The organism is Streptomyces sp. HNM0575, from assembly GCF_012726265.1.
Taxonomy (GTDB): Bacteria; Actinomycetota; Actinomycetes; order Streptomycetales; family Streptomycetaceae; genus Streptomyces.
In genome coordinates this window covers 158,735-180,514 of sequence record NZ_JAASAG010000001.1, presented here as the reverse complement: position 1 = coordinate 180,514, position 21,780 = coordinate 158,735, and the positions used below count along the sequence as shown (strand labels likewise).

Sequence of the window (21,780 nt, the reverse complement as noted above, 5' to 3'; positions counted from 1 at the left end):
TACGCACACGTGCGACCTGGCACAACGGGCGGCCGTAGCGGGACAATGGCTGACGACCGCGATGACATATGGAGGTAGGCACATGCCCGAGCCGAATTCGGCTCCGGATCCGCGCGGGAGCGCCCCGCGCTTCCGCCGCCCGGCTCCCCTGCTCTTCGAGCCCTCCGAGCCCAGGGAGGACTCCGAGCAGTTCTTCGACCTGGACACCATCACGGACCCGCACGAGCTGCTGGAGCGCTCGACGGAGCTGGCGCTCGCCTTCCGTGCGGCGGCCGACCGTGCCGTGGAGTTCCAGGCGATGGCGGCGGCGCAGCTCGCCGACCCCAAGCGGTTCGACCGGCTCTCGGACGCGGCCGTCGCCGAGCGGGGCGACTGGTCGGAGGACTACGCACGCAAGATGATCGAGTTCGGCCGCGAGCTTCTCGAGGACCGCGGGCCGCAGTAGGGGCGGCGGGCACACGAGGAAGCGGTGAGCGGCGGCGCCCGGCGCCGTGCGGCGCGGACGCCCGGTTCCGGCGTAGTACGGCAGCGGCCCGGCGGCCGGAAAGAAAAGCGCCCCTTGCCTGCCCTTTCCGCCCCTTGCTCCGCGTCTCGCGGTGTCTCGCGGTCGCATCCCGTCATCGGGCGCATGCCGGGCGTGCACAGTACGCCACTCCGAAACCGCTTGCCCCATTTTCTGCGCAAGGTACAAAAGAGCACAGCATGTCCTGTACATCTGTCTTCATGAGTGACTGGCAGCGGGACACCGCCCCGCAGCACATCCGTTCCGCCGGTGTCACCGGCGTCCCCGGCACCCCGGGCGTACGCGGTCTCACCGGCACTCCCGGCAGCACCGGCGATCCCGCCTGCCGCACCGTCACCGAAGACCACGGCAGCCCCGGCCCCGGCAGCACCCTCGACTTATCCTCCGGCCAGGTCCCGCCCCGTACGAACAACTCCGCGGTCCCCGACGCGTCCCGCGTGACCCCGGCCGGAGCCGACTGGCTCGCCTCCGCCTGCACCCTGACCGCGAGCGTGCACGCGCTCTGGCTGCACCGGCCCGAGTCCCCCAGCGTCCTGCCGTGCGGCACGGCCTTCGACGTGGTGAGCGCGCCTCCCCTCGCGGGCCGTCTGATCCTTGAGCGCTTATGGGCCAGCGGGCCCGGCAGCGGGCCCGTCGCCGTGCACCGCGGCCGGTTGCTGCTCTTCGCCGCCGTGGGCACGGCCCAGCGCCTGCCCGCCCTTCTGAACTGGGGAGAGTGGCGGCGGCCCGGTGCGGCCGCCGCTGCGGAAACGTTCCCCTCGCTGATCTGCCTCGACCGCGGCGACTCCGTGACCATCCCCGCCCTCCACGGCGACCACGAGGGCCGACCGCCCAGCCCGTCCCGCTGGCTCGTCGCCCCCGACGTCCGCCACCCCTGGCTGCCCGGCCCCGCGGTCCTGCTCCGCGCCTGCCTGCGCTCCGGCGGGCGGCGCCGTGCCCCGTATCCACACGCTTCCGTACGTGCAGGTCGGGGGCCCGCGAGCGCCGAAGAACCGATTTCCGGAACTGCGGACCGTGATGCTAGGGTCTATGACGTCACCAGGCGCCGTTAGCTCAGTTGGTTAGAGCAGCTGACTCTTAATCAGCGGGTCCGGGGTTCGAGTCCCTGACGGCGTACGTGCACATCGAAGGCCCTCTCGCCCGAGGCGAGGGGGCCTTCGGCGTGTGCCGCGAGCCCGCGCACCGGCCTCCCGAATCCGTTCAGGCCCGGTCTTCGGGTCCCGCCCTCATGTCTCGCGGCCCTTGCGCGTCACCTTCACCCGCCACCCGTCGCCCGCCGTGCGCCCCGTCACCTCGACCCGCACCCCGCCCCCGTGCCCGGTCTCATACGAGTCGCCCTGCCCCAGCGGCGCGTCCGCCAGCGACGGATAGACCGAGCCGTCCGAGCAGCCGTGGGTGCCCGGATGCCCGTCGACCACCTTCACGGGCCCGTAGGTGGAGGCCTTGTCGCTGCGCACCCAGTACAGCAGCACGCCCTCGGCGCACAGCCCCCGGTCGTTGCCCTCTGAATCGCGGGCCTCTATCGCCAGCGCCTCGTACTGCCCCGTGCGTACGACTGCCAGCCGCCGGTCCCCGCGGCTCCCCAGCGGATTCATCCCCAGCGGGCGGAGCGTCTGCGTGGTGGTTCCGGCGCCGGACGGCACGCAGCCGACGTTGTGCCGGGTCAGCCAGCCGAGCTTCCACTTCTCCCACGCGAAGAGATCGGGGGCGAGCCCGAACTGGCTGCCCATGAGGTCCCAGTCGCCGACATACGTGTCCCAGTCGGCCATCCCCGAGGCCGGCCGCTGGTACAGGTCCGGCAGGTCGAAGGCGTGCCCGGTCTCGTGTGCGAGCACGTGCCGGTCGGGCGGGCTCTGCTCGAAGACCGTTACGAGGCGCCGCAGTTCGGTGCCGTCGGCCTCGATGGGAGTGTCGAAGTTCACGACCTTCGTCGCGTCGGAGTCGACGCCCTGGGCGTCCGGGTCGGCCACGAGGTAGACCAGGTCGTATCTGCTGAAGTCGACGTCGGGATCCGCCGCCGCGACGGCGTCGCGCAGATAGTCGCTGCGCTGCTTCTCGTCCCAGTCGCGCCTTATCCCGTACGAGCGGGAGCTGGAGGGCATCCGGATCCAGTGCTTCCCGGGATGGGCGTGGAGCCGGAACTTGCCGTAGGACGCGCGTCTGTAGAAGTCGGACGTGGCCGGGAAGTGGTCGGCGGCCAGCTCGCGGGGCGTGGTGAGCGGACGGGAGTCCGGAAAGGACAGGAAGAGCATCGCGGCGTCTATGCGGTGCCGGGGCCGCGGATAGGCCGGGTCCCAGCTGTCCACGCCGAGGGAGTGGTGGGCTGCGGTACGGGGCAGGGCGCACGGGGCCGCGACGGCGACGGCGGTGATCGGCCCCGCGAAGAGCCCCATCCCTATGAAGGCCGTCAGTGCCATGAGGACCGCTCCGGCACGGCGCCATCCGCGTCGCACGGAGGGGAGTCTCCGCAGTCCGTGCCTCGTCGAACGCGCCACGTGTGGACCTCACCGGGACGGGAATCAGGGTCCCTTCAACCCTTGCCCGTAATGTCCGCTAAGTCCTGTTCCGTTAGACCAAGCGCGTGAGCGGCAATATGGCTACTGTGTGTGATGCGCAGCCTTACGCGATCGAGCCCGTTCCCGCACTCCTGCCGGAGCGGTCACCCTCGCGTTCACACTTACGTCCCACGCGCACCAACGCCCCGGTGGGACGCCGTGGTTGCTGGCTCCGCTCGCGCCCGAACCTCTATGATCGGCACATTTCCAGCGCGGATCGCCATGCAGCAACTCGGGCCGACCGCCCGGCCGATCCGCACGCGACGAGCCCCCCGGCGGGAGCGATTGGTGAACGGACCCATCGAAGGACCGGGCAGGAACTCCGGCGAGACCACCGGGACTTCACCGCAGAAAATCACTCACCGTAGCCGCGTCCGAGGCGGCAGGCACGGCAGAGCGGAGTGGCGGGGCCGGAAGCGGGACAGCGACTTCCGGGCCGCGTTCAACGCCGCCCGCCTCGCGATGGCGATCGTCGACCGCGACGGCAGGGTGGTCAGCGCCAACGACGCGCTCGGCGCGCTGCTGGGCGCCGCGCCCGAATCGCTCGTCGCCACGTCCGTGACGGATCTGCCCTCGCTCGGCCTCGACGGGAGCGTGGTACGCAAGGGGCTCGCCGGAGCCGCCGCACCGTACCCGCTGGCACCCCGCAGGAGCGACGACGACGACGGCGCGGGCGCGAACTCCGGGACGGGGACGGCGAGTTCGGGCGCCGCGGGCGCGGGTGGCGCGAGCACGGGCGCCGCGGGCAACGGCACGGGTACGAGCGCGGCCCCGGGCCAGGGCGCCGGTCCGGGCGGCGGCCCGGCTGCCGGTCCGGGCGGAGGTCCGGGCGGTGGCGCGGGCACGGGCACGTGCGCCGTGCGCGAGATCCCCCACGTCAGCTGCACCCGGCGGCTGAAGAACCCCGACGGGCACACCCTGTGGGCCGAGATCTCGCTGGTGCCCACCGCGCACGACGGCGAGACGCTGCTGTCGGTGGCCGACGTCAGCGAGCAGCGCGATCTGCGCGAGCGATTGCGACACCTCCAGATGCACGACCCGGTGACCCGGCTCCCCAACCGCACCCTGTTCTTCGAGCGGCTGGCGACCGCGCTCTCCGACACGGCGACCGGCCGCGTCGGCATCTGCTACATCGACCTGGACGGCTTCAAGGCCGTCAACGACACCCTGGGCCACCGCGTCGGCGACGAACTGCTCGATGCCGTGGCCCGCCGCCTCATCCAGTGCGCGGAGGACGGCGGCCAGCGGCATCTCGCGGCGAGGCTCGGCGGCGACGAGTTCGCGCTGCTCGTGGACGGCTCGACCGGTACGGAGCAGCTGACCGCCCTGGCCGACTCCGCGCTGAGATCCCTTCAGCAGCCCTTCGACCTGGGCGGGCAGCGGCTCACCGTCTCCGCGAGCATCGGCGTCGTCGAGCGTGAGGCCGAGGGCACGGGTCCGACGGAGCTGATGCAGGCCGCCGATACGACGCTGTACTGGGCGAAGGCCGACGGCAAGGCCCGCTGGACCCTCTTCGACCCCGAGCGCAACGCGCACCGGATGACCCGTCAGGCGCTGTCGTCGGCTCTGCGCGGGGCCGTCGAGCGGGGCGAGTTCGTGCTGGACTACCAGCCGATCGTGGGTCTTTGCGACGACCGGCTCGTGGGCGTCGAGGCGCTGGTGCGCTGGCAGCATCCGCAGTTCGGCAAGCTCGGACCGAACCGTTTCATCGGTCTCGCCGAGGAGGACGGCGCGATCGTGCCGCTGGGCCGCTGGGTCCTTGAGGAGTCGTGCCGCCAGGCGCGCAGCTGGATGCTCGGCCACCCGGGCCCGCCGGTGTACGTGAGCGTCAACGTGGCCGTGCGGCAGATGTGGGACTCCGACCTCGTCGCGGACGTGCGCCGAGTGCTGGAGGAGACCGGGCTGCCCTCGGGGCTGCTCCAGCTGGAGTTGACGGAGTCCGCGGTGATGGGCTCCGCCGGGCGCCCGCTCCAGGCGCTTCAGGCACTGAGCGAGATGGGTGTGCGCATCGCCATCGACGACTTCGGCACCGGCTATTCGAACCTGGCGTATCTCAGCCGGCTCCCCGTGCGGGTGCTGAAGCTCGACGGCACCTTCGTGTCGGGCTTCCGCGCGGCGAAGCATCCCAACCCGGCGGACGAGACGATCGTCACGGCGCTGGTACAGCTCGCGCACCAGCTCGGCCTGACCGTGACCGCGGAGTGCGTCGAGAGTCCCGTGCAGGCCGACCGGCTGCGCCGCATCGGCTGCGACACCGGGCAGGGCTGGCACTACGCCAAGCCGATGCCGGCGCACTGCGTCGCGGCGCTGCTGCACTGAGACTGAGCGCACTCTGCGCTGAGCGGCACCGCCGCACAGAGCGGGCCGCCGCCGCTTCCCCTTCCGGCGGCGGCCGTACGGGGGCCGTACGGACGGGCGCGGCCCGGGCACGGGGTTCCGGTAAGGACCGGGCCCGGCCGGGGCGCCCGTCCCCGCGGTCACGGCAACTCGTAGGCGTCCGCGATCAGTTCGTAGGAACGGACACGGGCCGCGGGCGTGTGCACATTGGCCGTGAGCATCAGCTCGTCCGCGCCGGTGCGCTTGACGAGGGCGTCGAGCCCGTCGCGTACGGCATCCGGCGTGCCGTGGGTGACGTTGGCCAGCCAGCTGTCCACGAAGTCGCGCTCGGCCGAGCTGAAGGGGTACGCCTCCGCCTCCTCCGGCGTGGGCACCAGACCGGGCCGTCCCGTGCGCAGCCGCAGCATGGCCAGGGCACCGCTGAGCACCTGCCGGCGGGCCTGCGCCTCGTCGTCGGCGGCGAGGGCGGCGGCGCCGATCAGCGCGTACGGCTCGTCCAGTACGGCGGAGGGGGTGAAGCTCTCGCGGTAGAGGTCCAGCGCGGGCAGGGTGTTGCGGGAAGAGAAGTGGTGTGCGAAAGCGAACGGCAGGCCCAGCCGGCCCGCGAGTTCGGCGCTGAAACCGGACGAGCCGAGCAGCCACACCGGCGGCCTGGAGACCTCGCCCTGCACCGGGCCCGGCACCGCGTGGATACGGGAGTAGCGGTGTCCGTCGGGAAAACTGCCGTCGAGGAAGCGGATCAACTCGGCGAGCTGCTGCGGGAATTCGTCCGCGCCCTCGCGGAGGTGGTCCGTACGGCGCAGCGCCGCGGCCGTCGCGCCGTCGGTGCCGGGCGCACGTCCGAGCCCGAGGTCGACTCGGCCGGGGGCCAGCGCCTCCAGGGTGCCGAACTGCTCGGCGACGACGAGCGGTGCGTGGTTGGGCAGCATCACGCCGCCCGAGCCGAGCCGGATGCGGTCGGTACGGGCGGCGAGGTGGGAGAGGATCACGGCCGGCGAGGAGCTGGCGACGCCCGGCATGGAGTGGTGCTCGGCGACCCAGTAGCGGGTGAAGCCGCGCCGCTCGGCGAGGCGCGCGGTCTCGACGGTGGCGAGCAGCGCGTCACGCGAGGTGAAGCCGGTGCCGACGTTCGCCAGGTCCAGGACCGACAGCGGTACGGGGGCGGAGCCCCTCGTCTCGCCGCGGATACCGTCGCCGGGGCCGTGCTCCGTGTATCCTGCGCCGTTCCCGGCACCGGCCCGGGTGCCGTCGCCGGTCCCGTCGCTCGCCGCGCTGCCGCCTGTGGCGTTGCCCTCGTTCACGGGTGCCGCCCTCCGCTCGCTGGTGGTACGTCCAGCGGCGTCAACGGCGGGCGGCACCTTTCTCTTCCCGTTCTCTTCCCGGACTGCCGGTTCTGGCGCGGCGCCCCGGGCCGGATCAGGCCGTGATCAGGCCGTGAAGAGCGTGCCCAGCGCCGGGCAGCGCACCGAGACGTCCAGCAGCCGCAGGCCCTCCCAGGCGGTGACCTGGTTCGCGGTGAGCACCGGCTTGCCCAGGGCGTCCTCGACGTCCTCGATCCACGCGGCGCTGTGCAGCGCGGTGTCCGGCAGCAGCACGGCCTGCGCCTCGGGGTGGTCGCCGCCGCGGGCGAGGGCCAGCACCTCGTCCTTGCCCCAGGTGCCCACCTCGGCGGCGGTGATGATGCCGCTGCCGCGCATCGAGACGACCTCGCTTCCGGCCGCCTTGAGGAAGGCGGTGAACAGCTCGCCGACGTCCTCCGGGTAGGTCGCGGCGATGGCGACGCGCTCCGCGGCCAGCGCCCGTACGGCATGGGCGAAGGCGAAGGACGTGCTGGACGCGGGCAGCCCGGCCGTGGCGGACAGCTCGCGCACCTGCTCGTGCGCGCCCTCCCAGCCGAAGACGAAGCTGGCGCTGGTGCACGCCCACACGACGGCCTGGACGCCGTACTCCTTGACCTCTTCGACCTTCGCGGCGAGACGCTTCGCCGAGCCCATCTCCAGCAGGGCGTCAGCACGGTGGGCGTCCTCGCCGATGTCGGTGTGCACGAGCGGCAGCCGGACGTCCGCGCCGGCGTCCGAGAGGATTCGCTCAAGCCGCGGGTAGTCGTCCTCCGCCGAGAAGCCCGGGTAGAGGAATCCCACCGCCTGCGACTGTGCTGCCGCGTCTGCCATCTACGCCTCCTGAAGCGTCGTCGGATGTGCTGGGGTCCGGTTCTGGTTCTGGTTCTGGGTCTGGTCTCGGGCTCTCGATCCCAGCCGGGGCGGGGCCGGTCCGGAACTCGGGGCGGAGCGCTTCGTACGTGCCGTATATGCCCGTTGGTGTGCCGCCCGGCGCCGTTCGTCCCACGCCCTGCCGAGTGTGGCTCACGCCCCCGGCCGTGTATCCGTGCGCGCGATCACGCACGGACGTACGGGAAGGGGCCGCGGGCACGGAACGGCGCCGGACTCTCCGCCCGGCGCCTGGTTGTCGGTAGTGCACCCCGCGGAGGCGGGGTGCCGCATCTCACACGGGCGGAGATCACACCGGCGGCTGGCTGCCGCCGCCCCACTCGTCCGTATGGCCGGAGGCGAAGCCCTGGTCGTACCCCTCCAGCGGCTCGCCGCTCTCGGTGCCCGCGCTCGCCAGCGCAGCCTCCGGCTCGACGGGCAGCACCGCCGGCTCCGCGGGCTCCAGCGACTCGACCGATTCGACGGGCCCGGCCGCAGCGGCCGGTTCCGCCGGCTCCTCGGGCCTGCTGACCGGCAGCGTCGACGACGCGGCCATCGCCGCGGGACCGCGGCGGGCCACCGGGTCGACCAGCGCCTGGTACGGGCCCACCGCCTCCTTGCCGATGCGGCGCAGCGCTTCCCAGAGCGTGACCTGGTTCGCCGAGAGCACCGGCATGCGCAGCTCCGCCTCCAGCTGCGGGATGACGTCGTACGTCGGCAGGTTGGTGCAGCTGATGAACAGGGCGTCCGGGGCGTCGCCGGCGACGGCGTCGCGGGCCATGTCCACGACGTCCCGGTAGGGCACCCGCCAGATCTCCCGCGTCAGCCCGAGATAGCTGCGACCGGTGACCGCGATGCCCGCCTCGCCGAGGAAGTCCTCCAGCGAGTCGGTGACCGACTTCGTATAGGGGGTGACGACGGCAACGCGCCGGGCGCCGATCTCCTGAAGCGCCGCCAGCAGCGCTCCGGAGGTGGTCAGCGAGGGCATCTCGCCGGCGTCCTCCATGGCCGCGGTCATGGAGGACTCGCCGACGGTGCCGCCGACGAAACTGCCCGACGTGCACGCGTAGGCCACCACTTCGGGGGCCACGGCGCACAGGGCCTGGACGCCCTCGCGGAGCGTCGCGTGCTCACTGACGAGGCGGGCCTGATCGAGACTCACCTCGACCGGCACAAAAGGGGTTCGGGTGAGGTGCAGAGACACATCGTCCGGCACCCAACGCCACAGCTCGCGGTCGAGTGCGAAGTCGAACGGGGCGACGATTCCGACACCGCGTTGTGGCTGCGGTCCGCCGAGGAAGGAGACATCCATGGGTGAGCCCCAAAGAACGGAGGGGTGGCCTACGGCCAAAAGGAAAAATGAAAGCCGGTCATTAGCCGGAACGCCGGGACAGATGCCTTCATTGACGACCGTAGTTCGCGCTACCTACCGTGGTCAATCCTTGCATCTACGCCAACTTGGCGCCCTGGATTCGAGCCGTTCCGCACAGTCCACCGCACCGCCGTTACGAAGTGGTTTCCTGCCGATGACCCAGCCCGTACTCCTCGTCCTCGACGACGATCCACTGCCCCGGCTCGACCGGCTCGCGGGCCGTGCCCGCGTGGTGCACACAGATGAGAAAGGCCTGGTGGAGAGGCTACCCGAGGCCGACGTACTGCTCGTGTGGGACTTCCTCTCGGACGCCGTCCGGCACGCGTGGCCGGGGCCCGGAAGGCGGCCCGGCTGGGTGCACACCCCGAGCGCCGGAGTCGACCGTCTGCTGCCGGAGCTTGCTGCTTCTCCTGAGACGGTCGTCACAAACGCGAGAGGGGTCTTCGATCAGCCCATCGCCGAATACGTGGCGGGCCTCGTTCTAGCCATGGCCAAGGATTTCCGGGGCAGCTGGGAATTGCAGCGGCAACGTCGATGGAAGCACCGGGAGACAAAAAGGGTAAGCGGCTCCCGAGCCGTTGTCGTAGGGTCTGGACCAATTGGAAGAACTGTCGGCCGCACGCTCCAGGCGCTCGGCGTCTCCGTCGACCTCGTCGGCCGTACGGAACGTGCCCAGGACCCGGATTTCGGACGCGTCCACGGCAACGGCGCGCTGGACGGGCTGCTCGGCGAGGCCGACTGGGTCGTGTGCGTCGCACCGCTCACCGAGTCCACCCGCGGGCTCTTCGACGCCTCGGCCTTCGCGCGCATGAAGCCGGGCGCGCACTTCATCAACGTCGGGCGCGGACAGCACGTCGTCGAGCGGGACCTGGTGGCCGCGCTCACCGGCCGCCGGATCGCGGGTGCGGCGCTGGACGTCTTCGCCCAGGAGCCGCTCGACGGGGACAGCGAACTGTGGGACGTGCCCGGGCTGCTGGTCTCCCCGCACATGAGCGGGGACACGATCGGGTGGCGGGACGACCTCGCCGAGCAGTTCCTCGACAACTTCGACCGCTGGGAGGCAGGGGAGCCCCTGCTGAACGTGGTCGACAAGGACCTCGGCTACGTCCCCTCGACCTGAGCGCCCCGGCCGCGCACCCTGATCGAACCGTCCCGCTCCCCCGACCTCTCCTCGCCTCGGCCTCTCCTCTCCCTGACCTCGCCTCGCCCGACCTCTCACTTTCCCTGACCTCTCAGTGGCGTCCCATGACGGCCCCGAGGGCCCCGGCGGTCCTCGCGGTACCGCCCGCCGGTTCCGCGAGGGCCGCCTCTCCTCTCCCGATCCGTCCGACGGGCACCGCGGCGGCGTCCACGCCGCGGGACCCGCCGGCCATCCGGCAACCCCGGCCATCCGGCCACGACTTGAAAGGCACCCATGTCGGATCTCAGCAGCCTCACCGCCGTACGGCTCCTCGACGGATTCAGCAGCGGAGACCTCTCCCCCGTCGAGGCCACCCGCGCCGCGCTGGAACAGGCCGAGAAGGTGCAGCCCCATGTCAACGCCTTCGTACGGATCGACCACGACACCGCGCTCGCCCAGGCCCACGAGTCCGCGGAGCGCTGGCGCCGTGGCGAACCGCAGGGCCCGCTCGAAGGCGTGCCGGTGACGGTGAAGGACATCCTGCTGCTGCGCGGCGGTCCCACGCTCCGCGGCTCCTGGTCCTCCTCGGCGGACGGCCCTTGGGAGGAGGACGCCCCGTCGGTCGCGCGCATGCGGGAGGCGGGGGCAGTCTTCGTCGGCAAGACCACGACGCCCGAGTTCGGCTGGAAGGGCGTGACGGACAGCCCCCGGCACGGCGTGACCCGCAATCCGTACGACGTCTCCCGTACGGCCGGGGGCTCCAGCGGCGGCGGCTCGGCCGCGGTGGCGCTCGGCGCGGGCCCGCTCACCCTCGGCACGGACGCGGGCGGTTCGGTGCGCATCCCCGCCGCCTTCTGCGGGATCTTCGCCCTCAAGCCGACGTACGGCAGGGTGCCGATCTATCCCGCGAGCGCCTTCGGCACCCTCGCGCACGTGGGCCCGATGACCCGGGACGCGGCGGACGCGGCGCTGCTGATGGATGTGATCTCGGCGCCGGACGCCCGCGACTGGTCGCAACTCGCGCCGCCGCAAGGCAGTTTCCGCGAGGCGGTGAAGGACGGGGTGCGCGGGCTGCGCGTCGCGTACTCGCCGGACTTCGGCGGCCGGGTCGAGGTCGAGCCCGCGGTCGCCGCCGCGGTGCGGCGCTCGGTGGAGCGGCTGGAGGAGTTGGGTGCGGTGGTCGAGGAGACCGACCCCGGCTTCGACGACCCGATCGAGGCCTTCCACTCCCTGTGGTTCGCGGGAGCCGCGCGCGTCACCCAGCACTTCACCGAGGAGCAGCGCGAGGCCATGGACCCGGGTCTGCGGGAGGTCTCGGAGGACGGGGCCGCGCGCAGCGCCCTCGACTATCTGGCCGCCGTGGACGTACGGATGGCGCTGGGCAAGCGCATGGGCCTCTTCCACGAGACGTACGACCTGCTGGTGACGCCGACCATTCCGCGCACGGCGTTCGAGGCCGGCGTGGAGGTGCCGGAGGGCTCCGGGTACCGGCGGTGGACGCAGTGGACGCCGTTCACCTACCCGTTCAACCTGACGCAGCAGCCCGCCGCGTCGGTGCCCTGCGGGCTGGACGGGGACGGGCTGCCGATGGGCGTGCAGCTGGTGGCCGCACGCCACCGGGACGACCTCGTGCTGCGGGCCTCGCACGCGCTGTACGAGGCGGGGGCCGCGGACCTGCCGGCCCCCGCCCTCGCCGGGTCGGAGTGACCGCGGCCGGCCCCGGCGGACCGGGCGGTCCGGCGGGGCCGGCATGGCGCGTGGGTTCGGCCCGGCCGGGCCGAACCCCCCTACACCCTGCGGAAGTTGAGGGTCTCGCCGAGCGCGCCAGCCCGCCACAGGTCCTGGCAGGCCTCGGCCATCGCGTCGAGGCCCTCGACGATCGAGCCCCAGACGATGCCGGGCACCCAGCCGGCGTCGCCGTTGATGAGCAGGTTGTTGCGCTCGTAGAAGAGCGCCAGGTCGATCACGGTGGACCGGGTGGCGTGGGCGGCCTCGCTGCCCCGCTGCTCGGCCGCCGCCTCATAGCCGTACGAGGACGTGCTCAACTGCGTGTCGGTGAAGGTGAAATAGCACAGATCGCCCGGAATCGGGGTGATCGTCGGGTTCTCGAGGGGCGGCTCCTCGGGAGCGAACGGCGGGATCAGCGCATAGATCTCGTTGCGGGCATACTTCGCGTGGTAGACGTCGCCGCCGAGCGGCAGCGCGTTCCACACGGCCTCGCAGGTGATCGGGGCGCGGTCGTCGAGCAGCTTCGCCGTGCAGCTCACTCCCCGCTTGTCCAACGACACTTCAATGAACCGCTCGGCCATCGTGCCTCCGGGTCGTGCAGTGGTGGTTCGTACGTGTCAATGGTGGCGCAGCGGTCAAGCCCACAACGAGCAGGTCAAGGGCTGAAAACGATCCGCATATCTTCCGAATGCCTGGGTAGCTGCGCGCCCATGGCTCCACCACGAGGGAAAAACACCGGAAATGCCGGGAATACCGGCAGAAGTCTGGGACGCCGTTCGATGCTCGCGGGTGCGGCATCGCTGGCGGCTCTCGGAACGCTGGGCACCACCACGGCGTGCAGCCGCGTGGCCAGCGCCAAAGCCGGAAACGGGGGCGGTCTGCTGGAGAGACTGCGGGCACAAGGAAACGTCAGGCTCGGCATCGCCGGGGAGCAGCCGTACAGCTACATCGACGAGAACGGTGAGCTGACCGGTTCCTCCCCGGCCATCGCGCGGATCATCTTCAAGCGCCTCGGCATCGAGAACGTGCAGCCGCTGCCCACCGAGTTCAACTCGCTCATCCCGGGCCTCAACTCCCAGCAGTTCGACGTGGTCGCCGCCGGCATGTACATCAACCCGGACCGGTGCCAGCAGGTGATCTTCGCCGACCCCGAGTACGAGATGCGGGACGCCTTCATCGTGCGCAAGGGCAACCCCAAGGGCCTGCACAGCTACAAGGACATCGCCGAGAAGGGCGCCAAGCTCGCCACCGGCGTCGGCTATGCGGAGATCGACTACGCGGTGGACGCCGGGGTCAAGAAGAGCGGGATCAAGCTGCTTCCGGACCAGCTGGCGGGTCTGCTGGAGGTCCAGGGAGGCCGCGCGGACGTCTTCGCGGGCACCGCGATCACCGTCCGGAACGTGGTGAAGCAGTCCAAGAGCGGAAAGACGGAGTACACCGACGACTTCGTGCCGACTCTGGACGGCAAGCCCGACCTCGGCACGGGAGCCTTCGCCTTCCGCAAGAGCGAGAGCAATCTCCGCGACGCCTTCAACGAAGAGCTCCACAAGATGAAGAAGAGCGGCGAGCTCTTCCGCGTCATGAAGCCCTTCGGCTTCGTCGAGCGGGAGATGACGACCAAGACCGCGAAGGAGCGCTGCAAATGACGGACCTTACCTGGGGTCTGTGGGAGCTCCTGCTGAAGGGCGTCTGGCTGACGGTCCAGCTGACCGTCTTCAGCGCCCTCCTCGGCGCCGCCGTGGCGTTCGTGGTCGGAGTCGCCCGCACCCACCGGCTGCGTGCCGTGCGCTTCATCTCCGGTGCCTATATGGAGATCTTCCGCGGCACCTCGGCCCTGGTGCTGATGTTCTGGATCTTCTTCGTGCTGCCGGTCGCCTTCGGCTGGCAGCTCGTCCCGATGTGGGCGGCGATCCTGGCGCTCGGCCTGTCGTACGGCGCGTACGGATCGGAGATCGTGCGCGGCGCGCTGGCGGCCGTGGCACCGGCGCAGCAGGAGGCGGGCATCGCGCTCAGCTTCAGCCCGTGGCAGCGGCTCACCAAGATCGTGCTGCCGCAGGCGTGGCCCGAGATGATCCCGCCCGCGAACAACCTGCTGATCGAGCTGCTCAAGGGCACCGCCCTCGTCTCGATCATGGGCGTCGCGGACATCACCTTCGGCGCCTCGCTGGTGCGCAACGCGACCGGGCAGAGCGCCCCCGTCTACACGATCATCCTGGTGATGTACTTCGTACTCGCCTTCGTCCTCACCCGCGGCATGCGCGTACTGGAGCGCCATGCGAAGGCGGGCATCGGCCAGGCCCCGGCCGGCAGGAGCCCCGGTGCGCGGCGCGGGGCCGCCGTGCCGCGCCAGGCCGACGCCTCCCGTGACGTTCCCACCGCCGGAGGTGCCTCATGACTTGGGACTGGTCCGCAGTCAGCGATTTCATGCCGCGCCTGTGGGACGGCGTGGTGCTCACGCTCGACGCGCTGGTGCTGGGTTCGCTCATGGCCTTCGCGCTCGGTCTGGTCTGGGCGCTCGCCCAGCGGTCGAGCCTGAAGATCGTGACCTGGCCCGTGACCGCGATCACGGAGTTCATCCGCAACACCCCGCTGCTGGTGCAGCTGTTCTTCCTCTACTTCGTCATGCCCGAGTGGGGAGTCACCCTCACCTCTCTGACGGCCGGCGTCATCGGTCTGGGGCTGCACTACTCGACGTACACGGCGGAGGTATACCGCGCAGGCATCGACGGCGTGCCCGTCGGCCAGTGGGAGGCGTGCACGGCGCTCAGCCTGCCGCGCACCCGCACCTGGAGCGCGGTGATCCTGCCGCAGGCGATCCGCCGCGTGGTGCCCGCACTGGGCAACTACGTCATCGCGATGCTGAAGGACTCGCCGATGATCGCGATCATCGGCGCGCTCGAAATGCTGGGCCAGGCCCGTCAGTTCAGCGCCGAGACCTTCCAGCCGACCGAGCCGGTCACGGTCATCGGCATCGTCTTCATCCTGATCGCATACCCGGCATCCCTGCTGATGAGAGCTCTGGAGCGTCGACTTGTCCACTGAGAGCAGCACTTCGAAAGAGACCAAGAACCCGAGCGTCGACGGCAGTGAGCTGATCCAGTTCAAGGACGTCACCAAGCGGTTCGGAAGCAACGTCGTACTCGACAACCTGTGTTTCGACGTCTCGTCCGGCAAGCACGTCACCCTCATCGGCCCCTCGGGATCGGGGAAGACCACGATCCTGCGGCTGCTGATGACGCTGGTGAAGCCGGAGGAAGGCACGATCAAGGTCGCCGGCGAGTACCTCACCCACGAGGAGAAGAACGGGAAGCTGGTGCCCGCGGGCGAGGCGCACTCGCGCGAGGTGCGCAAGAAGATCGGCATGGTCTTCCAGCAGTTCAACCTCTTCCCCAACATGAAGGTGCTGCGGAACATCACCGAGGCGCCGGTGCACGTGCTCGGCCTGTCCAAGGACGAGGCGGAGCAGCGTGCCCGCGAGCTGCTCGAACTCGTCGGCCTGACCGAGCACATCGACAAGTACCCGAGCCAGCTCTCCGGCGGCCAGCAGCAGCGCGTGGCCATCGCCCGCGCGCTGGCGATGCGTCCGCAGGTGCTGCTGCTGGACGAGGTCACCTCGGCGCTCGACCCCGAGTTGGTGGCGGGCGTGCTCGACGTGCTGCGGGACATCGCGCACACCACGGACATCACCATGCTGTGCGTCACGCACGAGATGAACTTCGCCCGCGACATCTCCGACGACGTGCTGATGTTCGACGCGGGCCGGGTCATCGAATCGGGCCCGCCTGCCCAGATCTTCAGCGATCCGGAGCACGAGCGGACGCGGGAGTTCCTTAGCGCCGTGCTGTAGCGCCGGCGGCGCGGACGAGCCGACGCGGGGCCGTACCCGGGATGCCGGGTACGGCCCCGCGCGCGTGCCCGCTCCGCGGCCGTGACACATGCCCGCCCCCGGCCGTAAGGGGAAGGCGGCGCGCACCGGGGCGCCGCCCGCGGCGCAGGCGGAAACGCGGCACGCACCGCACGTCCGGCACCTCCCCGCGTACGCCAGAACGCATATGCCAAATAGCGTCAACGAGCCCCTGCCGACGACCCGTTGACCGCTATCGTGAGAAGCGGACGTGACCGGACGCGACGGTCACGACGCAAACGGTCACACCTCCAGGGAGGTCCGTCGTGGCGCTGAGGCCGGAGCAAACCGCGCCGTTCCACTCGGTGCGGTACGCGCTGCGGGTGCTCGAGGCGATCGCCGCGCACCGCGACGGCGTCACGGAAGCGGACCTCTCCCAGGAGACCGGGCTGCCGCCGGGCCATCTCGCGCATCTGCTCGCCATGCTCTGCCGTGAGAACTACGCGGAGCGGCTCTCGGACGGCGGCTACGTCGTGGGCGAGTCGCTGGTGCTGCTCGGCTCGGGCGGCGACCGCGAACGCGCCCTGGACGAACGCCTTCAGCGCACTCTCGCCGATCTGCGCGACACGGTCGGCGCGGCGGTCTACCTCAGCCGCTACAAGGACGGCGAGCTGGAGGTCACGGGGCACGCGGACTCCCCGGCGACGCCCGCGGTCAACGAGTGGGTCGACTTCCGTTCGGCGCTGCACGCGACCGCGATCGGCAAGTGCCTTCTGGGGCAGCTCGATCACAACGGGCGCAAGGACCATCTCGCCCGCCACAGAACCGCACGGCTCACCTCTCGTACGATCACCGACGAGAGGCTGCTGCTCAACACGCTGGACAGACAGCCCCCGACGGTCCCCGTGCTGGACCTACAGGAGTACGCGGTGGGCACGGTGTGCGCGGCGGTTCCGGTGACCGCCGGTTCGTCGGTGGGATGTCTCGCGCTGTCGCTGCCCGTCGAGCACGCGCACAGGCTGCGTCAGGCGGCGGAGACGCTGAGCCGGAAGGCGGCTCCGGTCATGCTGTCGCTGGCCATCTGAGTCCTGACCGTGCTCGGTCATCAGCACCCCGGCGGAGGGGGTAGTATTTCTCTCGCCGGTCTGCGAAGGCCGAGCAGGCGCCGTTAGCTCAGTTGGTTAGAGCAGCTGACTCTTAATCAGCGGGTCCGGGGTTCGAGTCCCTGACGGCGTACCGGGTTCGTCGTCGTACGAACACCAACCTCCTTGGCCCTGACCGGCGTTGGTAATCCGCCGGTCAGGGCCACGTGTGTGTCTGCCCCGCCCCGGGCGTCCCGCGGGCCTCCCGGACCGGAGCCGCTCAGGCGGTGAATCCCCCGTCGACCGGCAGCACCACACCGCTGATGTGGCTTGCGCGATCGCTCAGCAGGAAGGCCGCGGTCTCCGCGACCTCCGGTCCCGTCCCGGCCTTGCGCAGCGGCGTCGCCGCGATCCGCGCCTCAACGCCTCCGGGGATCGCCCGTCGCGTCTCGGCGAGCATCGGGGTCTCGGTCGGGCCGGGAGCCAGTACGTTCACGCGGATTCCGAGCGGCCCGAAGTCGTGGGCCGCGGTGCGGGTCAGGCCGATCACCGCGTGCTTCGTGGCCTGGTAGGCGCCCATGCCGGAGCTGCCGCGCAGCCCGCCGATGCTGCTGACGTTGACGATCGAGCCGAAGCCCTGACGCTCCATGACGCGTATCTCCTCGCGGATGCACAGCCAGGTGCCCTTCACGTTCACGGCCATGATCCGGTCGAACTCCGCCTCGGTGACCGCGTCGAGGCGTCCGCCCTGTGTCGTGGCGGCGTTGTTGAACGCGCCGTCGAGCCGCCCGAACCGCGCGACGGTCGCGTCGGTGAAAGCGGCGACGCTCGCCGCGTCGGAGACGTCGCCGGCCGTGAACGCCACGTCGTGCCCGGCGGCGGTGAGTTCGTCGGTGAGCGCGGCGAGCGGCTCCTTGCTTCGTGCGACGAGCATGAGGGCGGCCCCGTTCTCGGCGAGGACGCGCGCCGCGTCGGCGCCGATGCCGGCGCTGGCGCCGACGAGGAGGACGACCTTGCCGTCGAGCGGCGGAGTGCTCATGAGACCCGGCTCCTGTCTGTGCTCTCTGTGTTCTCTGTGCTGTCCCGGCTGCCCCTGCTGTCCTTGCTGTCCCTGCTGTTCACGTCGGCCCTGCCCGCCGTGCCCGCCGTGCCCGCCGTGCCGTCGGTACCGGACGGGTGCGCGGCGCCCCGCAGCGCGAGCATCGCGCGTGCTTCGTCCGGTGCGGCGATCTGCTTGTCCAGGCCCTCGACGAGGGCGCGGATCTTCCTGACCTGCTGGGCGTTGCTCTCCGCGAGCCGTCCCCTGCCGATCCACAGGCTGTCCTCCAGCCCGACCCGAACATGGCCGCCGAGCAGGGCGCTGTGCGTGGCGAACTGCATCTGGTCGCGTCCGGCGGCGAAGGCGGAGAAGGCGTAGTCGTCACCGAAGAGCCTGTCGGCGATGCGCACCATGTGCTCCAGGTTCTCGTGGTGGGCCCCGATGCCGCCGAGTACGCCGAAGACGCCCTGGATCAGCAACGGCGGCTTCGCCAGGCCCCGTTCGAGGAAGTGGGCGAGGGAGTAGAGGTGCCCGATGTCGTAGCACTCGTACTCGAACCGCGTGCCGAAGGCGCCGAGGGTGCGCAGGATGTGCTCGATCGAGTCGAAGGTGTTGATGAACGGCTGGGAGTAGGTGTTGAGCACGTAGGGGCGCTCCCAGTCGTGCTTCCAGTGGGTCACCCTGTCGGCGATGCCCGAGTACACGAAGTTCATCGAGCCCATGTTCAGCGAGGCCAGCTCGGGCCGCAGCCGTACGGGGGCCGCCAGCCGCTGCTCCATCGTCATCGACGGCGAACCTCCGGTGGTGATGTTCACGACGGCGTCGGTCCGCTCCGTGATGTGCCGGACGATCTCCTCGAAGACGTCGGGCTCGAACGTGGGCCGCCCGTCCGGGCGCCGGGCATGCAGGTGCACGACGGCGGACCCGGCCTCGACCGCGCCGAGCGCCGCCTCGGCCACCTGCTCCGCGGACAGCGGGAGATAGGGGCTCTGGGACGGCACGTTCACGGAACCGGTCACCGCGGTGGTGATGACCACCTTCCCGGCCGCGCGCATCAGTCCGCCTCCCCGGCGGCGGCCGGTCCGCGCACGTCCGCTTCCCGGAAGGCCGCGACCAGGCCGCGTGCGGCCTCCGCCAGCATCGACGTGTCGTTGCCGAGCAGCACGAAGTCGCAGCCGTCGCGCACCGCTTGGGCGGCCCGCCCGGGTGCGCCGCCGAACGCGAGCCCGCAGCGCTTCCCCGCGGCGTGCGCCGCGTCCTGCGCCGAGCCGATCAGCTTCAGCACCTCCGGAGCGGAAGGCGTCGACCCCATCGACATCGACAGGTCCGCGGCGCCCACGAAGACCGCGTCGACGGAGTCGAGAGCGAGTATCCGCGATGCGGCACCGACCGCCTCCACGCTCTCCAACTGCGGTATGCACAGCACGTCGTCGTTGCCCGTGGCGAGATAGTCGGCGTTCGGGCGCAGCCCCCACGCGCCGGCACGGCTGGTGCCGCCGGCGCCGCGCACGCCGTGCGGCGGGAACCGGCAGGCCCGCCCGACGGCGTCGGCCTCCTCGACGGTGTCGACGTGCGGCACGAGGACGCCCATGGCGCCCGCGTCGAGGATCTTCTGGATCGTCGACGCGGTCTTGTCCGGCACCCGGACGAGGGGCGTCATTCCCAGCGCGGCGGCCGAGTTGATCAGCCGGTACGCGGTCTGGAGGTCGAGCGGTGCGTGCTCCAGGTCGATCACGACGAAGTCGAACCCGGCGAAGGCCATGATCTCGGCGGGCTCCCCGGAGGCGATCTTCAGCCATGTCCCGAGCGGTGTGGTGGCACGGTCCGGCGCGAACAGCCCGCCGCCCGTGCGTCGTCGGCCGCTCACGGCATCGGGTAGTCGTCGGCGTTGAGCACCCAGCCCGGCTTCTGCGAGAAGTCCCTGCGCGGCGGGCTGAAGATGTCGATCAGCTGGTTCACGCCGGGATCGCTCGCCTCGGAGGTGTGCACGGTGGGCGGCGGGATCACCGCGAGGGACGGGCTGCCGAGCCGTACGTGCTCGTCGTCGCGCCAGGCCGTCGAGTCGTTCAGCCAGGGGGTGCGGATGTGGTGTACGTACTGGCCCTGCACCGCGAGCGAGAGCTGCTCGAAGTCGTCGTGGGTGTGCGGTGAGAGCTTCTGCGGGTCGCGCGGACCGGCCGTCTCCGGAAGGAAGTTGACCATGAAGGACCGGGTGCGGAAGATGCGCCCGAACCGCGCGGGGTCGTCCGGCACGGCGGCGAGCGGATAGAACCGCACGCCGGGCGCACCAACGGGCTCCGGCCACCGCTCCAGCAGCGCGACGCGCGGGTGGTCCTGCGCGTAGGCACCGGCGTTGACGGCCCGGTCGCGCCATTCCGGTTCGCCGGCCTCGGCCAGCCGGACGAGCGGCCCGTCGCCGTGCACGGTGAGCCGCGAGGCACCGGGCGGTACGACGACGAGGCCGGGCGACTCCACGAGCGTGGCGCCGTCGCCGGTGAGCACCGTGAAGGCGGGAGACGCGGCGGTGACCAGCACGGCCAGCTCGCCGTCGAGCGTCCCGTTGTCGAGGTCGTCGCCGTCGCGTGCCTCGGTGTGGGCGAGGACCACGTTCTGGGCGCGGACGACGACGGTACGGGCGTCGGGTCCTGAGGAGCCGGATGCCGAGGAGCCGGATGCCGAGGAACGGGGTCCCGAGGAGCCGGGCGCCGCAATCCCCGCTGCGGACGGGGCGGTTGAGCCGTCGGCCGAGGCGCCGGTTGAGCCGTCGGCCGACGCGCCTGTCGAGCCGTCGGCCGAGGCGAGGCGGTGCAGGTCGAAGTACTGCGCGGCCGCTATCGCCGCTCCGCCGTCGGGCGGTGGCGCGGCCGTCGCGGTCGCCGTCGCGAGCGAGGAACGGGGGTCGTCCTTTTCGTACACGGTGCTGTCCTTTCGCTCAGGCGTCGAGGTCGAGCAGGTAGGCGGGGTTGTCGCGGACCATGAGCCGCAGGTCCTTCTCCGGCAGGCCGAGGTCGAGCAGCGCACCGGCGACCCGCAGCCACGCGTCCACCGGCCTGGGGTTGGCCGCCTGCCCGAAGTCCGAAGCCAGCACGATGTGTTCGGGCCCGAGCGTCTCTATCCACGTCAGCAGCTGCTTCGGATCCCACTTCTGGAGGCCCTCGGGGTCGTACATCCCGACCTCGTGCTCGACGAACGCGCCGAGCCCCACGAGCTCGCGGCACAGGCCGGGTTCGGCGCCGATGACGAAGTCGGGGTGACTGACGACCATCCGCTTCAGGCCGCGCTCCTTGGCGGCCTGGAAGAGCGTGCGGATGTACTCCGGGTACATGTGGCCGCCGTTGACGACGGCCCCCTGCTCCTTGATCTCGTCGAGGATCGCGGCGGCCTCGGGCTTGAGCGCGCCGCTGTCGTCGACGATGTCGATGCGCTCCAGGGTCAGCGGCACGGTGGTGGTCGGGAACGCACCGTCCTCGGGGTGGCAGTCGATGTGCCGGCCCGAGGAGATGGTCGGGAACCACACGACCTTGCCGCCCATGCGCAGGCACATCCGCACCGCGTGGACGTTGAGCCCGCCGACGGTGCTGTTGAGCGCGATGCCTCCGTAGGCGGAGGCGGCGACCTCCTTGAGGCGTCCCTTCATCGCCAGGATGTCCATCTGGGTGTTGTGGTGATGGGACTTGGCGACCATGGCGCGCATCCCGATCCTGGCGCCGTCCTGCGCTGCCTCGACGTGGTCGAAGCGGCGGGGGAACGGGCTGGGCCCGGAGTGGACGTGCATGTCGACCAGGCCGTTCAGCACGGAGGCGATGGCGGGACTCTCGCTCATGGAACCACCTTGGATCGTATTGTGAATTCGTTGTTCACTATAAGAGCAGTGTCAACCCGTTACCAGAGTCTTGTGCGGTACTGGGCACATGTTTAAGGTGTGGGCGTTTCACTTCGTGAACATGCAGTTCGAAGACACCGGAGTGGCACC

At 71.0% G+C, this 21,780-nt stretch carries 20 protein-coding genes and 2 tRNA genes; 12 read left to right on the top strand and 10 right to left on the bottom strand.

Going from position 1 to position 21,780, the window contains the following annotated elements:
* Positions 1 to 82: 82 nt before the first annotated feature.
* The 3 genes from HCC61_RS00800 (at position 83) to HCC61_RS00790 (ending at position 1,639) form a co-directional block, all read left to right on the top strand.
* Positions 83 to 445, top strand: coding sequence for a hypothetical protein (locus HCC61_RS00800; protein ID WP_169133258.1), 363 nt, complete (start codon positions 83 to 85; stop codon positions 443 to 445).
* A 278-nt stretch (positions 446 to 723) separates the two neighbouring features.
* Positions 724 to 1,575, top strand: a complete 852-nt coding sequence (locus tag HCC61_RS00795; protein WP_346776954.1) for a hypothetical protein — start codon at positions 724 to 726, stop codon at positions 1,573 to 1,575.
* Positions 1,566 to 1,639: transfer RNA gene (locus HCC61_RS00790), tRNA-Lys, on the top strand. The genes HCC61_RS00795 and HCC61_RS00790 overlap by 10 nt, the downstream gene beginning before the upstream one ends.
* Positions 1,640 to 1,749: 110 nt before the next feature.
* On the opposite strand, the gene HCC61_RS00785 is transcribed toward HCC61_RS00790, so the two are convergent.
* Positions 1,750 to 2,916, bottom strand: coding sequence for a M6 family metalloprotease domain-containing protein (locus HCC61_RS00785; RefSeq protein ID WP_240968388.1), 1,167 nt, complete (start codon positions 2,914 to 2,916; stop codon positions 1,750 to 1,752).
* Positions 2,917 to 3,366: 450 nt separating this feature from the next.
* Here HCC61_RS00785 and HCC61_RS00775 point away from each other — a divergent pair, with 450 nt between their 5' ends.
* The gene (locus HCC61_RS00775) at positions 3,367 to 5,397 is read left to right on the top strand and encodes an EAL domain-containing protein (RefSeq protein WP_346776953.1); all 2,031 of its coding nucleotides are present in this window, start codon (positions 3,367 to 3,369) and stop codon (positions 5,395 to 5,397) included.
* Positions 5,398 to 5,555: 158 nt separating this feature from the next.
* Here the strand turns inward: HCC61_RS00775 and HCC61_RS00770 are convergent, their stop codons facing one another.
* The 3 genes from HCC61_RS00770 to HCC61_RS00760 form a co-directional block, all read right to left on the bottom strand.
* Positions 5,556 to 6,602: an LLM class flavin-dependent oxidoreductase gene (locus HCC61_RS00770; RefSeq protein WP_346777008.1), complete on the bottom strand. Its 1,047-nt coding sequence runs from the start codon at positions 6,600 to 6,602 to the stop codon at positions 5,556 to 5,558.
* A gap of 240 nt (positions 6,603 to 6,842) precedes the next feature.
* Complete coding sequence (locus HCC61_RS00765) at positions 6,843 to 7,586, bottom strand: decarboxylase (protein ID WP_169133255.1); 744 nt, start codon at positions 7,584 to 7,586, stop codon at positions 6,843 to 6,845.
* A gap of 346 nt (positions 7,587 to 7,932) precedes the next feature.
* Entirely contained in the window at positions 7,933 to 8,934 is a 1,002-nt protein-coding gene (locus HCC61_RS00760; protein ID WP_169133254.1) for a decarboxylase, read from the bottom strand.
* Between the two features lie 214 nt (positions 8,935 to 9,148).
* Between HCC61_RS00760 and HCC61_RS00755 the strand changes: the two genes are divergently transcribed.
* Positions 9,149 to 10,114, top strand: coding sequence for a D-2-hydroxyacid dehydrogenase (locus tag HCC61_RS00755; RefSeq protein ID WP_169133253.1), 966 nt, complete (start codon positions 9,149 to 9,151; stop codon positions 10,112 to 10,114).
* A 294-nt stretch (positions 10,115 to 10,408) separates the two neighbouring features.
* On the top strand, positions 10,409 to 11,821 hold the full coding sequence (locus tag HCC61_RS00750; protein ID WP_169133252.1) for an amidase: 1,413 nt from the start codon (positions 10,409 to 10,411) through the stop codon (positions 11,819 to 11,821).
* Positions 11,822 to 11,901: 80 nt separating this feature from the next.
* Here the strand turns inward: HCC61_RS00750 and HCC61_RS00745 are convergent, their stop codons facing one another.
* Positions 11,902 to 12,423 (bottom strand): DUF3830 family protein, encoded by a 522-nt coding sequence (locus HCC61_RS00745; protein WP_169133251.1) that lies wholly within the window; start codon positions 12,421 to 12,423, stop codon positions 11,902 to 11,904.
* 198 nt (positions 12,424 to 12,621) lie between these two features.
* Between HCC61_RS00745 and ehuB the strand changes: the two genes are divergently transcribed.
* The 6 genes from ehuB (at position 12,622) to HCC61_RS00715 (ending at position 16,922) form a co-directional block, all read left to right on the top strand.
* Positions 12,622 to 13,488 (top strand): ectoine/hydroxyectoine ABC transporter substrate-binding protein EhuB, encoded by an 867-nt coding sequence (gene ehuB, locus HCC61_RS00740; RefSeq protein WP_240968335.1) that lies wholly within the window; start codon positions 12,622 to 12,624, stop codon positions 13,486 to 13,488.
* On the top strand, positions 13,485 to 14,237 hold the full coding sequence (gene ehuC / locus HCC61_RS00735; RefSeq protein WP_169133249.1) for an ectoine/hydroxyectoine ABC transporter permease subunit EhuC: 753 nt from the start codon (positions 13,485 to 13,487) through the stop codon (positions 14,235 to 14,237). Before ehuB ends, ehuC begins: the two co-directional genes overlap by 4 nt.
* On the top strand, positions 14,234 to 14,884 hold the full coding sequence (gene ehuD, locus HCC61_RS00730) for an ectoine/hydroxyectoine ABC transporter permease subunit EhuD (protein ID WP_169133248.1): 651 nt from the start codon (positions 14,234 to 14,236) through the stop codon (positions 14,882 to 14,884). Before ehuC ends, ehuD begins: the two co-directional genes overlap by 4 nt.
* Positions 14,874 to 15,689 (top strand): ectoine/hydroxyectoine ABC transporter ATP-binding protein EhuA, encoded by an 816-nt coding sequence (gene ehuA, locus HCC61_RS00725; RefSeq protein WP_169133247.1) that lies wholly within the window; start codon positions 14,874 to 14,876, stop codon positions 15,687 to 15,689. Before ehuD ends, ehuA begins: the two co-directional genes overlap by 11 nt.
* Before the next feature lie 323 nt (positions 15,690 to 16,012).
* Positions 16,013 to 16,771 carry an IclR family transcriptional regulator C-terminal domain-containing protein gene (locus tag HCC61_RS00720; RefSeq protein WP_169133246.1) on the top strand — a complete coding sequence of 253 codons (759 nt, stop codon included), beginning with the start codon at positions 16,013 to 16,015 and terminating at the stop codon, positions 16,769 to 16,771.
* A gap of 77 nt (positions 16,772 to 16,848) precedes the next feature.
* Positions 16,849 to 16,922, top strand: a tRNA-Lys gene (locus HCC61_RS00715).
* A gap of 126 nt (positions 16,923 to 17,048) precedes the next feature.
* On the opposite strand, the gene HCC61_RS00710 is transcribed toward HCC61_RS00715, so the two are convergent.
* From HCC61_RS00710 to HCC61_RS00690, 5 genes are read right to left on the bottom strand one after another with little or no spacing between them, the layout of a single operon-like run.
* Positions 17,049 to 17,807, bottom strand: a complete 759-nt coding sequence (locus HCC61_RS00710; protein WP_169133245.1) for an SDR family NAD(P)-dependent oxidoreductase — start codon at positions 17,805 to 17,807, stop codon at positions 17,049 to 17,051.
* Positions 17,804 to 18,862, bottom strand: a complete 1,059-nt coding sequence (locus HCC61_RS00705; RefSeq protein ID WP_169133244.1) for a 3-keto-5-aminohexanoate cleavage protein — start codon at positions 18,860 to 18,862, stop codon at positions 17,804 to 17,806. The genes HCC61_RS00710 and HCC61_RS00705 overlap by 4 nt, the downstream gene beginning before the upstream one ends.
* Positions 18,862 to 19,674, bottom strand: coding sequence for an aldolase/citrate lyase family protein (locus HCC61_RS00700; RefSeq protein ID WP_169133243.1), 813 nt, complete (start codon positions 19,672 to 19,674; stop codon positions 18,862 to 18,864). The genes HCC61_RS00705 and HCC61_RS00700 overlap by 1 nt, the downstream gene beginning before the upstream one ends.
* The gene (locus HCC61_RS00695) at positions 19,671 to 20,723 is read right to left on the bottom strand and encodes a hypothetical protein (RefSeq protein WP_240968334.1); all 1,053 of its coding nucleotides are present in this window, start codon (positions 20,721 to 20,723) and stop codon (positions 19,671 to 19,673) included. Before HCC61_RS00695 ends, HCC61_RS00700 begins: the two co-directional genes overlap by 4 nt.
* A gap of 16 nt (positions 20,724 to 20,739) precedes the next feature.
* Entirely contained in the window at positions 20,740 to 21,630 is an 891-nt protein-coding gene (locus tag HCC61_RS00690; protein WP_169133242.1) for a DUF6282 family protein, read from the bottom strand.
* Positions 21,631 to 21,780 lie beyond the last annotated feature (150 nt).

Excerpts from the sequence above, each read along its gene's own strand:
- HCC61_RS00745 (WP_169133251.1), bottom strand. The coding sequence starts at position 12,423 with ATGGCCGAGCGGTTCATTGAAGTGTCGTTGGACAAGCGGGGAGTGAGC.
- HCC61_RS00765 (WP_169133255.1), bottom strand. The coding sequence starts at position 7,586 with ATGGCAGACGCGGCAGCACAGTCGCAGGCGGTGGGATTCCTCTACCCG.
- HCC61_RS00785 (WP_240968388.1), bottom strand. The coding sequence starts at position 2,916 with ATGGGGCTCTTCGCGGGGCCGATCACCGCCGTCGCCGTCGCGGCCCCG.
- ehuC (WP_169133249.1), top strand. The coding sequence starts at position 13,485 with ATGACGGACCTTACCTGGGGTCTGTGGGAGCTCCTGCTGAAGGGCGTC.
- HCC61_RS00795 (WP_346776954.1), top strand. The coding sequence starts at position 724 with ATGAGTGACTGGCAGCGGGACACCGCCCCGCAGCACATCCGTTCCGCC.
- ehuB (WP_240968335.1), top strand. The coding sequence starts at position 12,622 with ATGCTCGCGGGTGCGGCATCGCTGGCGGCTCTCGGAACGCTGGGCACC.
- HCC61_RS00760 (WP_169133254.1), bottom strand. The coding sequence starts at position 8,934 with ATGGATGTCTCCTTCCTCGGCGGACCGCAGCCACAACGCGGTGTCGGA.
- ehuD (WP_169133248.1), top strand. The coding sequence starts at position 14,234 with ATGACTTGGGACTGGTCCGCAGTCAGCGATTTCATGCCGCGCCTGTGG.
- HCC61_RS00690 (WP_169133242.1), bottom strand. The coding sequence starts at position 21,630 with ATGAGCGAGAGTCCCGCCATCGCCTCCGTGCTGAACGGCCTGGTCGAC.
- HCC61_RS00705 (WP_169133244.1), bottom strand. The coding sequence starts at position 18,862 with ATGCGCGCGGCCGGGAAGGTGGTCATCACCACCGCGGTGACCGGTTCC.
- HCC61_RS00750 (WP_169133252.1), top strand. The coding sequence starts at position 10,409 with ATGTCGGATCTCAGCAGCCTCACCGCCGTACGGCTCCTCGACGGATTC.
- HCC61_RS00800 (WP_169133258.1), top strand. The coding sequence starts at position 83 with ATGCCCGAGCCGAATTCGGCTCCGGATCCGCGCGGGAGCGCCCCGCGC.
- HCC61_RS00710 (WP_169133245.1), bottom strand. The coding sequence starts at position 17,807 with ATGAGCACTCCGCCGCTCGACGGCAAGGTCGTCCTCCTCGTCGGCGCC.
- HCC61_RS00755 (WP_169133253.1), top strand. The coding sequence starts at position 9,149 with ATGACCCAGCCCGTACTCCTCGTCCTCGACGACGATCCACTGCCCCGG.